Raw genomic sequence first — 14,166 nt, 5'->3', positions numbered from 1 at the left:
ATACTACCCTGACTATAAGGAAGGATGTTTAGTTTCGCGGCTAGTGCATCCTTTTCTTTTCTATTGAAAAGTAATCTGTTTTAAATCTTCATTTATTTCAAAGTTTAGGTTATACATTTCTGATATTAATTCGACAATTGTTTTTAAATCTTCTTTTTTATTTATTCTTACTGTAATTCGCTGGTTGTAATATTCTTGTGGTATAATTACTTTATAACCGTAATGCGCCTCAATATAAGCACTCACAACCATCAGTTTTTCATTCTCAAAATCCGTAAACCTGTTAAATTCTACGACCGATACAATTGAGTTTGCATAAGTAAACTTATCACCCGGTTTCAGTATCCATTTTTTATCCTGATCTTTTACACTCATCTGCACACTTCCTTCAAAAAGTTGCACTACTACACCTTTTCCATCTTGCCCTAATACAGTAAAAGAAGTTCCTAAAACCGTAGTTGTAGTTTCATTGCAAAAAACCTGAAAAGGATGCTTTTTATCTTTTTTTACTTTAAAATAAGCCTCACCCTCCATGTCAATTTTTCTATTGATCTCAAAATTATTGGCATAAGCAATTTTAGAATTTGGGCTTAATTCTACTTTCGAACTATCCGGCAAGAAAATAGTTTTTACTTTTGAAGTCCGGTTTTCAATTACATTCGAAGCAAATTGAATTGCCTTTTCTGCAGGATTACTATTAAAGTAAATTCTGGTACCAACAAAAATTAAAACTGCTGCTGCCGCTGCATAATAAAACCAAGCCTTAGATTTCTTCTTTTCTGAAGCAAATGCCTTTGCCTGAAACTGTTCCCAGGAAATCTCTTTTTCATTATCAGAATGTGAAACAGGAGTTTCGTCCCACACTTTTTTCAATTCTTCTTCTATTTTTTTTTCATCCATGTCTTTGAAGCTTTATATTTTTTGACAGTAAAATCCCTGTTTATTAAAAACACCATAAACCATTTCTTTTATATCCCTGTTGGTTTCGATTCTTAGAATAAGATCGTGATTCTCTTTGTCAAAATTCATTATGCAATCAGAAATAATAAACTGCAGAAGCACGACAATAAATTTTGCGTCTTCCTTTGTTTTTACATCCGTTTTATAAGATTCAATATACATTTTATGTTTCCGTTTATAGATATAACAAACGAGAACACAAAAGTTCCTAATGCTCTTCGATTTTTTTTCGAATAAATTTACTGGCAAGATAAATATGATTGGCAATTGTCTTTTCAGAAAGATCTGTCATTGCTGCAATCTCCTTATAGCTAAGGTTTTCCAGTTTGTGTAAAGTAAATATTTTTTGTTGCTGCTCCGGAAGAAGATTAATAAAATTATGCAGTTTTTCTCTTCTTTCTTCAAAAATTATTGTTTCTGTATCTTCGGGTTCCATTTTTTCGAACTCCGGATCAAGCTGAATTATCTTATTTTCTCTATTAACGTGATTGAGAATGATATTCTTGCAGATCGTAAACAATTGTTTGTCGAATAAAACCTCTTCATTAAGCAATTCTCTTTTATTGTATAATCGTAAGAAAGTTTCCTGAACAAAATCCTGTGGGGTAAGAACGGTAAAATCAAAACGTCTGGCAATACTTATCAGTTTATCATAGTAATTAAGGTAAGCTTCTTTGAAGGAAGCCTCATTACCTTTTTTTAAACTTAATATAAACTTCTTGTTGTCCATAAACGCAAATACGATGATTAGTCTTAACTTAAATTACCTAATAATATTGTACTTTAAATTGGTCGCTAAGACTTATACTTTGTTACTTTTTTAGTGAAATTTAATCTACAAAGAACAGAAAATTTATTCTAAAATTTTCTGACAAAAAAAATATAGTATCAAAAAACGTAAACTTAACTTTTCATTAAGAAAACCTGGTCGTTTTTGATTGTTCAAAATATATCAGATTATAAACCTCAAATAAAAAACAAAAGCCGGAAGAATAAACTCCCGGCTTTTTACAAAAACTAACGATAACCACTTATATGAAATGCCGTAATAATGCTTTATTTAAAATTTCCTTCTCGATAAATCATCGCAATCTTGTCATTTCGAAGAATGAGAAATCGCAATCGTAACTTCATTCCTAAAAACACCAATCTTTGCTGAATTTTCAGTACGATTTCTCTCCCTAAGTTTCGGAATCGAAATAACAATCTTTATTCATAACCCGGATTCTGATACGCTGCTTTCTCTGAAGGCGTCATGACCATTCCGTCGAGTTGAGCCTGCGGAATAGGGCGCAAATAATGATGTTTGTCTATTGTTCTCGTTACAGTTACAGGAGTGTGATCGCCGTAATTACTTCCGCAAATTTGATAAGAGCCTGCTAATTCTTCCCATTTTTGGGTACGCACTAAATCAAACCAACGGTATCCTTCAGCATAATATTCTCGTGAACGCTCTGCCAAAATATAATTAAGATCAATAATTGCTGGAGTAGCCGCTGTTAGAGCAGTACTGTTGTCTGCTACTTTTGCAGTATTTCCGTTATTATCCCATCTCCATTTTCCGGCACGTGCACGAATCACATTAATTAATTCTCTGGCACTTTTTCCTCCTTTTGGTGATGCTCCTTTTACAGCTGCTTCAGCTGCAACAAAATACAACTCAGAGAACTTGGCGATATTAAAAGGGCGTGTACTTGCTGCATTGGGCTGTCCTAATCCCGTTCCGTTATCCGTGCGATAAACGCCTAATTTCCATAGACCCGGATATACAATTCTGCTAATTCCACTTGGGTTAATAACAAAATCTGATCTTCCTGCCAATAATCCTGCGCCAATGTTTGCTGTAGCTGTTGCATATACAACACCCGGATTATCCGTGTTCAGGAAAGTTAGAATTGCACCACCAGGACTAACCGGTAAACCATTTGCATTGATAAGTGTTGCAGCAGTATTTCCTGCTTTATTCCAGTTACCACGATATACCGTCGTAAAAGTACCATCGTAGCGTGAGTCATTTGTTTTGTCAGCAAAAGTGTTTGTTATTACACCAATTGTTGGACACATACGTACCCAGGGACGCCCTAATGGTTGTGAGGCTTCACGCTGAATAGAACTGACACCTGCACTTCTGATATTTGTGTAATTCCAAGTCATCATCCATCCTGAAAAATTCTCGGGTGCGGCACCATTAGAATACGTAAGACTGCTCGCGTTATAAAATTCACTTGTTTCTGTATGATCTGCATATAACAGTATTTCGCTATTACGATCATTTACGCCTACATTAACATCATAATATGTATTTTGTAAATTAAAAGGTCCGGGATTGTCAATACCTTCTGTTGCTATATCATATGCTTTTTGAAAATACCACTGCGCATCATGTCCATCAGGATCTGTTCTGTCAGCAGCAGGATAAGTTGGGATATTATTAGGATTTTGAAGCCACCATGCATAAGTTAAATATGCTTTAGACAAATACAATCTTGCAACTGTTTTAGTCACTCCCCCCTTTACTCTACCCAGTGCTGGCAAATCATTTATTGCCGTTAATAAATCAGGAAATATCCCTTTGGTATATACCTCAGGAACCGTATTACGAGTTGAAGTCCTCACAGGGTTTGTATTGAATTTTAACTCTCCTGCACCCAAATCTAAAGGCACACCGCCAAAAGTCTGCACTAAAAGAAAATAATCAAAAGCGCGAAAAAACCTTGCTTCCGCAATCAGACCCTCAGAGATCGTTCCTACTGCCGCCGCATTTTCTATAATACCACTTGCCGTATTAATATTAGGAAATGTAGAAGTCCATAATCCATCTGTACGACTGCTTGTTGATGTGACAGAACCTACTCCGGACAAATCCATATCCTTAAAGTTATTGTCAGCACTTTGTCCGTAGGTAGCTTCGTCTGTACCTGTTACCAATGTATTGTAATAATAAGCAGGTCCGTAAATATAACGCAAGTGAGCATACATGGAAGTTAATCCTCCGTAAACCCCTTTTTCTGTCTTAAAAAATCCGGGCTCGTAAATGCTTCTTGGCTGTTCATCTAAAATTTCGTTGCACGACCCTAAAAACAACATCATAATCGTTGTTGCTATAAAAGTTCTTATTTGTATACGTTTCATTTTTTTCTTTTTTAAAATGTTAAATTAAAACCAATCAAGAAGTTACGTGTTGCCGGAGTATTCGTTCCTAAAGTCAGTAAACGTTTTTTATACTCAGTGGTTACCGCAGCATTCTCATCACCGTATGAGTTTGTTTCAGGATCCATTCCTGACTCTTTGTGGTAAGGCGAAAACATAACAAATGGATTTTGTATGGTACAGTAAATACGGAATTTTTGCAATCCTGCATCTTCAATAAATTTCTGTTTGAAATTATAACCCAACGAAATGGTACGAATTTTTAAATACGACGCATCAAAATATCCTAAAGTAGAACCGTATTTCGGATTATCACCGCTTGCAATACCACCCGGTTTTGGATATTTGGCATCTGTATTTTCCGGTGTCCAGTAATCTACATCAACATTTCCTCTGCGCCCACTCAACATATTAAGATAACCAGACGAAGAATAAAGTGTACTGATTAAAATACCTCCGCTCTGGAAAGCTCCAACTGCTGTTAAATCGAATCCTTTGTACGCTACACGAGTATTAAAACCGCCCTGAAAATCAGGATCAACTTTCATTACCTGTCTGTCCTCTGGTCCTATTTGTCTTGTTGGACTTCCATCTGCATTAAAATCTCCCGTATATTTTACTTTAATCATTCCCGCATTTCCTCCCGGTTCGTATTTTGTTAAGTTAGCATCTCCTTGCTGCCAAAGTCCAATTTTTTCATAATCATAAATTACATTGATTGGCTTGCCCACAAACCACCAGTTGCTTTCGTCCCTGTCTTGTCCTGAAGCCAATGCTACTAATTTGTTTTTATTAGAATAGAAATTAACTCCTGCTTCCCAAGTCCAGCCACCGGCATTGTCTAATATGACACCGTTTAATGAAAATTCGATACCTTTATTCTGAGACTGTCCTATATTTCCTGTATAACTTGTTACCCCGGATGTACTTGGAAGATTAACACCCAGCAAAATATCTTTTGTATCTGTTACATAATACTCTACAGTCGCTGACAAACGATTTTTTAAGATAGAAAAATCCAGTCCGTAGTTCCATGTCGAAGAATATTCCCAACCTAAATTCGGGTTAGGCAATTCAGACACATAATATCCAACAGCGTAATCAGTACCAAAATTGTATGGTCTAGTGCTCAAACGTCCAAGTGTTGCATAAGGATTAATCGATTGGTTTGACGTTTCTCCATAACCCACACGAAGTTTTAAGGCGTCCAGAAATCCAACCTCTTTTAAGAATGATTCATTTTTAACATTCCATCCCACCGATACTGCCGGATAAGTATTCCATTTATGCCCGTCTGCCAACCTAGAAGAAGCATCAGAACGTACCGTAGCCGTTATCATATAGCGGTTGTCATACGAATACATCGCGCGCCCCATCCAGGACATCAAGCCACTTTTGTAATAATTTTGATCGTTGGGGTTAATTGTGATTTCACCTGCTGCATGTCCTAAATTATAAAATTGAAAAGCATCTGAAGGAATATCTCTTGCCGATACAGACGAACTGTTGAAAGAAGTTTGTTCTGCAGAATACAATCCAACCACATTTATTTTGTGTTTTTCTGAGAAAGTACGATCATATGTCAATAGATTTTCAAGCACCCAGTTGGTAGTTAGTGAATGTCCTATATTAGCAGTTGAAGGCGTAGTAGGCGTTGCACTAAAAACACCTTCGCCCGTGTAACTTCCCGAATCCGTCATGCGGAAATTAAGACCTACATTGGCACGGTATTTTAAACCTTCTATTCCGGGAATCTTCACCTCGCCATAGATATTATTATAAGAACCGAACGCTCTGGTCTGGTTGATCCATTTATCTCCCAGATTCTCTACACTTTCTCTGGTATAAACCCATTGCTGGTCCAACGGCATCTCAATTACTCTTTTTAAAGAGCCATCCGGATTGTAAGGATTCGCTATTGGCGAACTGTTCAGTACACCATACATTGACAAATTACTTCCGTTGGTAATCGAATAATTATTATTTGTAGTAATACCAAAGCGAAAAGACCTGCCTATTTCCTGATCTACAGAAGCACGCAGTGAAATACGCTCGTAATCCTGACCCGGAATAACTGCTTCGTCTTTATAATGTCCGATACCAAAATTATAAGAACCGTTTTCTGTTCCGCCGGACACTCCAAAATCATTACTTGTAACCATACCCGTTCCGTAAAATAAATCCTGCCAGTCTGTATTTGTAGTATTAGATTCGTCTAAACCATTGGTATAAATTCCTGCGGCTGTACGAAGCTTTACAAATTTCTCGCCGTCCATCATTGGGTAGCGGGCAAATACACTTTTCAAACCGTAATAATTATCAAAAGTAAATCTTGCCTTTTGTCCTTTTTTACCTTTATTGGTGGTTACTAATATAACCCCATTTGCACCACGAGATCCGTAAATCGCAGTAGCCGAAGCATCTTTAAGGATGTCAACGCTTTTAATATCCGTTGGATTAATATCACCAATTGATCCCGCAAAAGGAATACCGTCAAGAACTACCAGCGGATCATTGCTCGCATTAAGTGAGCGCGTACCACGAATTCTGATTTGCATTGAAGCACCCGGTTTTGATGAGGTTTGTGTCATTTCGACCCCCGCAATTCTCCCTTGCAAAGCCTGCGTAATATTGGCTCCCGGAACTTCCCTCAAATCATCTCCGGTTATAGAAGCAACAGAACCCGTTACAGCTTCTTTGCGCTGTGCACCGTACCCTATCACAACCACTTCCTGAAGATTGCTTAAGTTTTCTTCGAGCACCACATTGATATTATTTTTGCCCTGAACAGCAATTTCTTTATTCGTTAAACCTAAAAAACTAAAAATTAAAACAGCATTATTAGGCACATTTGCAATAGAATAATTCCCGTCAAAACCTGTAATGACACCCGTTTTAGTGCCTTTAATACTCACATTAGCTCCCGGTATAGGACCGTTGCTGTCAGAAACGATTCCAGTTACTGTGGTTTGTGCCGAGGTGTTTTGCGAAAACAAAAACATCAGGCATAAAAACCCAAAACAATTTAAGAGTTTTGTTTTTTTAATAATAAAAAAGTTAATCATAGAAATTAATTTAGTTGGTTAATACTTTGGTTAGTAAGTTTCATTAAACAATAAGAACATCTTTTTTCGATAGTCAGTTCCTACTAAAATTCTAACGAATGAAACAAAAGTAAATAAATTTAAATAATACGCAATCGGTTGTGTTATTTATTTTTACATATTACAAAAAAATCGACCCATAATAATACACTATACTTATTTTTAAAGTTAAAAAAATAAGTATTATTCTAAAAATTAAACAAATAAGATAATTATTTTTTTGATTTAACAGGCAATTTAGAAAAACAGTAAAAAAAACATAAAAGAAAGCATTTCATAATTATTTTAAATTTACAGCTCTTAAAAAATTAAAAATTAGAAGAAAAACGTGCTAAAAATACAATACGAGTTTGAAAAACATTATATATAACAAATTTATTCCCCATTTATAAAGAATAAAACAATAGTCAGGAGAACGCTTAAAAAAAACAATCGGTTGTCCAAAACAAGACGTTTTACAGGGCTTATTCGCTTTTTAGCTTTGTATCTTAATGTAGTTAAAACACAATTCTAACTTTGGAAATAGTTATTGCAAACAGGCTTGTTGTACGGGATTTAAGGACCTGTTAGTATTGAAGTTATTACTATAGGATTTAATCTGTTCTGATAAATTGAAAAGAATTAGGCATTGCACATTTCTGAAACAATAAGGCACAAAAAAAACAGAACAATTATACTTAACCGTTCTGTTTTCTAATTTTGCAATGCTTAATATCGCTATTTAAGTTGGTCTAAAAGATACAAGTATGGAGGAAAAGAATGATGTATCATTAAATCTTTACTGTCATTAGGGAATTTTTTATAATAATTCTCGTCATTGTCATTTGGATAAAGTACAATAGTAGTACCTGTTCGAACATAATTATTGCTATTATAAAATTTAGGAGGAACAAATTCCGGTAGAATTTTTTGTACTCTTTTTGCCATTTCCTGCCCTAATAATTTTTGATATGTCTTAACCGTTTTAAGTGATGGATTAGTGAGTTTGCCGTATACCATATTTAAGAACATTCTTTTAAAAAAAGATTGTTTTTTTATTGTTTCTTCCAGCATTGCCACTGGACTTACAACGGGTAAATCGTCCGGCATTTCGACTGAAAAAGGAGTTTGAGGAACCCAATCTACAGCACTCACAACATTGTATGCCCAGCCATTTTGGGTCTTGTTTTCGTAATCATAGGCAAAATATAAATTTCCGGGTTTAGGAGCTGCACTACAATAGGTTTTAAAACGAATATCAGCCGGTAAAACTCCTTTGCTTTGCAAATTATAAAAATGAGCCGTCAGCAAATAACTTATGCCTCCACCCTGACTATGTCCCATAATTATGAAATTCTTAATTCCTGCTTTGTAACAGGAATCAATTTTTGGAACCATTTCTTTAGAAATAAAAGCGGTACTTAAAAGATATCCAGTATGAACGGCCGCATTTTTATTGTCTGACAATTCATATTTAAAAGTATCGGTATTAGATATTTTCAATTCTCCTTTTGCCGGAGTCATTGCCGCATAAAGATTCGCAAGCCAGCTTTCGCTTTTTTCAGTAGTTCCTCTGGTGCATAACACAGCTGTATTACCATCTTTGAGCCATAATTCCCATAGATTGTCTAAGCCAATTGGTTTGCTTCTGTATATTAGTTTTGAGTGTTCAGGTTGAGGGATTGTCTTAGCTTTTTCCGGAGATTCCGTCGATTGAGCAGCGATATAAATCAACTCCCTATATTCTTCTTTATCAAACCCGGGTTTTAAATCCTGCGCATTACTATAGGCCATAGAAAATAAAAAACATACGATTACTAATAATAATTTAAAAAATTTCATAACTACTAAGTTGTTAATTGATTATTACTGGCTACTTAAAATATAACTTTAAACGATATTTATACTAGATATCCCCTGGATTAGTACTGGTTATAGGTAAATTAATCCTACAATAAATATAATCATTATTATAGTACAACCGCGTAATTTCTGAAATGGTACATTTTCCTAATGGCATAATCGCTATAATTCGACAAAAAATATATTGAATCAAAATAAAGGATAACTGACTTTATTCTACTAAAAAAACAGTTTTCTATATTGCTTCGTAAATCCGCAGATTCCGTTTCTCTCTTTCTAATTCGGAAGCATAACCGGAACTTTGATGGTGTTAACATTATAAAAAAAGTGGCGTAAGTGTTTTTTAAATACTATTTTTATAAAATGAAATTAAAAACCCCAACTCTTTTCCTTGGTTATTTCAAGCAGCTTTTGCTGGTTGTGGGTTTGATCTACGCTTTTTCTCATTGCCATGTCAAAAAATCTGTCCTGCATCTTGCGGGAATCGAATCTGTAGAAATTTCTCAAAAAAGTCTTACCTCCTTGCCTGTTCAGGGATCTTGTAGCGTTCATATAATTCAGAAAAGCACTGTTTACAAAAAATCCTTTTCGATACCTCAGTCACCAGTAATTCCGGGATTGCAAGTATTTCGTTTTCAAATACAGGAAAACTTACTTTCCTATTCATTACAAATTCATCCTGGATTCGAATTCGAAAAGAGTTCTATTCATTATCCTGCTCTTTTTATAGTCTTTAAAAATCTAAAAATTGCCCCGCCGGTTGCTTCATGCCTTGCTTAAAACAATTATTATTTTTTAAAATTTTATAAAATGCAACATCAAAAAACTTTTAATGCCGCTTCTATAGCTGCTTTAGCCTTGCGTCTGGTTGTGGGCTGGACTTATTTTTCTGCCTTTTGGAGGCGACTTGTTCTCGAAAATAAATTAATTCAGGACGAAGCTGGTTATATTGGAGAAAAATTCAATCATTTTTTACCTAATGCTCTTGGAATAAAACCAGTCATAGAATATTTAGTCACACATCCTGATGCTTTATGGATCAATATGGTAGCTTTTACTATTATTGAAGGGATTGTTGGTCTGGCAATGATTCTGGGGCTTTTTACCCGACTTATGAGTATTGGAATTTTCTTATTGGCATTTGGTATTTTACTGGCTTCGGGCTGGATCGGAACTACCTGTCTGGACGAATGGCAAATTGGGATTTTAGGACTGGCTTCAGGATTTACTTTGTTCTTAACGGGCAGCAGTTACCTTTCTCTGGATGCTTATTTTATGCAAAAGAATCTTCGTTTTACACAAACAAAATGGTTTAAAATATTGGGTTCGGGAGAATTGAATTTATTGCCTTATAAACGAATTCTTCTGGCGGTAGTTGTTTTTATTATAGGGCTTACTTTATTTACCAACCAATATTTTCATGGTGGTGTTTTTGGCACTCTTCATAATAAATCAGTAAAACCTAAACTTGAAATCAGCAACTTAAAAATAGATAGAAATGAAATAAGCTTTGAGGTTTTTCGTGTAGAAGGCGTTGATGTGTATGGCTCGTTCCTGATTGGAATTTCTCTACAGGATGCTGCCGATAACTATCTTTTGCAATTGAACGGAAGTGATTTAGCCAAACTATCTCCTAAAACGATAAACAATCACTATGTAGCAAAAATAAAACCTGGAGCACATAGTTTAATTATTCCGCTTGGAGCAAAAGCAACAATTCGGATTCCGATATTTGGTCAGCCCAACCTTCAAAACGGGCATTATACACTAACACTAACAGATATAAGTGGTCTTGTCTGGACCGCGCATTTATAATTAAACAAAAAACGGGAACGCTTCTGCTTCCCGTTTTTTTATTTTAAGACAGTAATTCTATAAGCATCAAAGAAAATTATGTAATTCAGGAAACTGCTCAGTTTATGATCTTTGTAGTAAATAATTATTCACAAACATATTTTTTTACTAAGAAATCAAGGTAATTTTAACAATATGTATATACTATTTGAGATATAATAGCTAAATTGCTTAGTATGAGAACAAATTCAGATGTAGTAATTATAGGCGGTGGTCTTGCCGGTTTAGCAAGTGCTCTACATCTATCTCAGAAAGGATTGTCAGTGACATTAATAGAAAAATCATCTTATCCTCGCCATAAAGTATGTGGTGAATATGTCTCTAACGAAATTCTGCCTTATCTTAAATGGCTTGATATCGAGATCTCTAAATTACACCCTGCAAACATCAGCAAATTTGAGTTTAGTACCTCAAAGGGAAAAGTCGCCTCGGCAAATCTTCCGTTAGGCGGTTTTGGCATTAGCAGATATCAACTGGATAATTTTTTATATCAAAAAGCAATCTCAAACGGCTGTGTCATTATTAAAGAAATGGTAAATGACGTTTCTTTCGATAATGATTTGTTTACCATTACAACTCCTGACCAAGTTTTATCATCAAAAATAGTATTAGGTGCTTTTGGGAAACGCTCTAATATAGATCAGGTATTATCCCGTGATTTTTTTATAAAAAAGTCGCCGTGGTTAGCCGTTAAAGCACATTACTACAGCGAATTCCCTAATGATGTGGTGGCGCTGCATAATTTTAAAGGTGGTTATTGCGGTGTTTCTAAGGTAGAAAATAACATTATAAACATTTGTTATCTCGCCGATTATGCCACTTTTAAACAATACAAAAATATTGAAGAATATCAGCTTAATGTACTTTATAAAAACAAACATCTTAAGGCTATTTTAGAAAACAGTACGCTTCTTTTTGATAAACCATTAACGATAAGTCAAATTTCTTTTGATAAAAAACAAGCTGTAGAAAACCACATATTGATGATTGGCGATACCGCTGGACTTATTCACCCTTTATGTGGTAACGGAATGGCAATGGCGATTCATAGTGCAAAAATAGCTTCAGAACAGGTGCTTGATTATTACTCCGGTAAGATACAATCGAGAGAAGCATTAGAAAATGGTTATAGAGAACAATGGAAAAAACATTTTGGCAAACGTTTATTTATGGGGAGAATCCTGGCAAAAGTATTAAGAAACAAAACGATCACAAATGCCCTGGTTGCCATTACGGTAGCTTTGCCTGCACTATTACCCACGATCATTAAACAAACACACGGCAAATCAATAGTAATCAATTAAATGGCTGTAGATACAAAATATAGAACACAGGAAACGGAGATCATGGATGATTTTTTTCTTCAGGGAAAAGAATTACGTGATGCATTGGATAAAATCGCCAGCATTAATCGATTATTAGGCGGTAATAAACTTACGCTTCACGGAATAAAACGATTACTAAAAATTGCCAATACAAGACAGCCAATAGTAATTGCTGACATTGGTTGCGGCAATGGCGATATGTTGCGCATGCTGGCGAAATACGGACAGAAAAATAATCTAAATTTTAAGCTTATTGGTATAGATGCAAATGCTTATACGGTGAATTATGCTAAAACATTGTCGACTGAATTTCCTAATATCGAATATCAATGTTTCGATATTTTTAATGATGATTTTCGTACTCTGAAATATGATATTGTTTTATGTACTCTAACCCTGCACCATTTTACTAATGAGCAAATAATAGATATAATTACTACCTTTAATAGCAATGCTCAAGTTGGCGTAATCATTAATGACCTGCATCGCAGTAAATTAGCATACCGCCTTTTTGAAAAAGTATGTGCTGTTTTTAATTTAAACAGGATGTCTCGTGAAGATGGACTTGTGTCTATTTTGAGAGGATTCAAGAAAAAAGAACTGGAAGACTTCTCTAAAAAACTGAATTTAAAAAACTATACCATAAACTGGAAATGGGCTTTTCGTTACCAATGGATAATTGCTAAAAAATGAGTGTAAAAATTATTACTGTTGCAAAGCAACTACCCAAATATTCGCGTACCACGGCAGATATACTTCCGTTACTGGATGGATGGCTGCACGGTCAGGACGAACGTTTTATAAAAAAAGTGAAGAAAATTTTTGAAGGTGCTGCCGTAGAAAAACGCTACTCTATCATGGATCCGGCGGAAGTTTTTACAGCAACATCCTTTGAAGACAAAAACGATATTTACAGCCGGGAAGTTATTATTCTGGGCGAGCAGGTATTGGAAAAAGCACTTGCTAAGGCAAACTGGGATCCGCAGACAATCGACTATATTATTACGGTAAGCTGTACCGGAATTATGATTCCGTCTTTAGATGCTTATTTAATCAACAAAATGAAATTAAGACAGGATATTGTCCGGCTTCCTGTAACCGAAATGGGTTGTGCGGCGGGAATATCAGGAATTATATATGCTAAAAATTTCCTTAAGGCAAATCCGGGTAAACGTGCTGCAGTTATCGCGGTCGAATCGCCAACGGCAACTTTTCAGCTCAATGATTTTTCGATGCCTAATATTGTAAGTGCCGCCATTTTTGGTGACGGAGCTGCCTGCTGTCTTTTGTCATCTCATGAAGAAGATAACGGTCCTGAAATAATAGCCGAGGAAATGTATCATTTTTATGATGCAGAACATATGATGGGATTTAAACTTACCAACACAGGTTTACAAATGGTATTAGACATTGAAGTTCCGGATACTATTGCATCACATTTTGAAGATATTATTCATCCTTTCCTGCAAAAAAACAATTTAGGGATTAGCGATATTGACCATATGATTTTTCATCCCGGCGGAAAAAAAATAGTTACAACTGTTGAGTCACTTTTCTCAGGATTAGGTAAAAACATAGAAGCAACTAAAGAAGTACTTAAACAGTATGGCAATATGTCTAGTGCAACGGTGTTGTATGTTTTGGAACGTATTATGAATGAAAAACCAAAGTCGGGAGAAAGAGGATTGATGCTTAGTTTTGGACCTGGATTTTCGGCACAACGCGTTTTATTACAATGGTAATATTAACTAATTGATTTTGGAATTTGATTATTGTTATATAAAATTAGACGTGAATTTTTCTGATTCGCCAGACGAAGATGCACATCAAAACGGATTTAAAAAAAAATTGAAATTTCGTTTGCTTCAAATTAGGAAAAGAAATCTGTTTTTATCCGCGTCTTTACGAAGTAAATCCGTTTTATTTGCGTT

The 14,166-nt window shown here is 35.2% G+C and carries 11 protein-coding genes; 5 read left to right on the top strand and 6 right to left on the bottom strand.

The features are described from left to right. Window positions 1-60: 60 nt before the first annotated feature. From NJT12_RS01925 to NJT12_RS01900, 6 genes are all read right to left on the bottom strand, one after another. Complete coding sequence (locus NJT12_RS01925) at window positions 61-900, bottom strand: FecR family protein (protein ID WP_271334246.1); 840 nt, start codon at window positions 898-900, stop codon at window positions 61-63. A 12-nt stretch (window positions 901-912) separates the two neighbouring features. Beyond that, window positions 913-1,122 carry a hypothetical protein gene (locus tag NJT12_RS01920; RefSeq protein ID WP_271334245.1) on the bottom strand — a complete coding sequence of 70 codons (210 nt, stop codon included), beginning with the start codon at window positions 1,120-1,122 and terminating at the stop codon, window positions 913-915. Between the two features lie 46 nt (window positions 1,123-1,168). Further along, window positions 1,169-1,690, bottom strand: a complete 522-nt coding sequence (locus NJT12_RS01915) for an RNA polymerase sigma factor (RefSeq protein ID WP_271334244.1) — start codon at window positions 1,688-1,690, stop codon at window positions 1,169-1,171. Window positions 1,691-2,169: 479 nt separating this feature from the next. Beyond that, a complete protein-coding gene (locus NJT12_RS01910; RefSeq protein ID WP_271334243.1) occupies window positions 2,170-4,092 on the bottom strand; it encodes a RagB/SusD family nutrient uptake outer membrane protein in 1,923 nt (640 codons plus the stop codon). A gap of 11 nt (window positions 4,093-4,103) precedes the next feature. Then, window positions 4,104-7,175, bottom strand: coding sequence for a SusC/RagA family TonB-linked outer membrane protein (locus NJT12_RS01905; RefSeq protein WP_271334242.1), 3,072 nt, complete (start codon window positions 7,173-7,175; stop codon window positions 4,104-4,106). Window positions 7,176-7,931: 756 nt separating this feature from the next. Next, a complete protein-coding gene (locus NJT12_RS01900; protein WP_271334241.1) occupies window positions 7,932-9,035 on the bottom strand; it encodes a lipase family protein in 1,104 nt (367 codons plus the stop codon). A gap of 384 nt (window positions 9,036-9,419) precedes the next feature. On the opposite strand from NJT12_RS01900, the gene NJT12_RS01895 reads away from it, so the two are divergent. From NJT12_RS01895 to NJT12_RS01875, 5 genes are all read left to right on the top strand, one after another. Continuing rightward, window positions 9,420-9,836: a hypothetical protein gene (locus NJT12_RS01895; RefSeq protein WP_271334240.1), complete on the top strand. Its 417-nt coding sequence runs from the start codon at window positions 9,420-9,422 to the stop codon at window positions 9,834-9,836. 30 nt (window positions 9,837-9,866) lie between these two features. Further along, window positions 9,867-10,871: a TQO small subunit DoxD gene (locus NJT12_RS01890; protein ID WP_271334239.1), complete on the top strand. Its 1,005-nt coding sequence runs from the start codon at window positions 9,867-9,869 to the stop codon at window positions 10,869-10,871. Window positions 10,872-11,086: 215 nt separating this feature from the next. Continuing rightward, window positions 11,087-12,214: an NAD(P)/FAD-dependent oxidoreductase gene (locus NJT12_RS01885; protein ID WP_271334238.1), complete on the top strand. Its 1,128-nt coding sequence runs from the start codon at window positions 11,087-11,089 to the stop codon at window positions 12,212-12,214. Next, window positions 12,215-12,928, top strand: a complete 714-nt coding sequence (locus NJT12_RS01880; RefSeq protein ID WP_271334237.1) for a methyltransferase domain-containing protein — start codon at window positions 12,215-12,217, stop codon at window positions 12,926-12,928. Next, on the top strand, window positions 12,925-13,977 hold the full coding sequence (locus NJT12_RS01875; RefSeq protein ID WP_271334236.1) for a type III polyketide synthase: 1,053 nt from the start codon (window positions 12,925-12,927) through the stop codon (window positions 13,975-13,977). The genes NJT12_RS01880 and NJT12_RS01875 overlap by 4 nt, the downstream gene beginning before the upstream one ends. The last annotated feature ends 189 nt before the right edge of the window (window positions 13,978-14,166 follow it).

The organism is Flavobacterium azizsancarii (genome assembly GCF_027980145.1).
In the GTDB taxonomy this organism is placed as follows: domain Bacteria; phylum Bacteroidota; class Bacteroidia; order Flavobacteriales; family Flavobacteriaceae; genus Flavobacterium; species Flavobacterium azizsancarii.
Note: the sequence above shows the minus strand (reverse complement) of the source record. Positions and strands in the feature narration are given on the sequence as shown.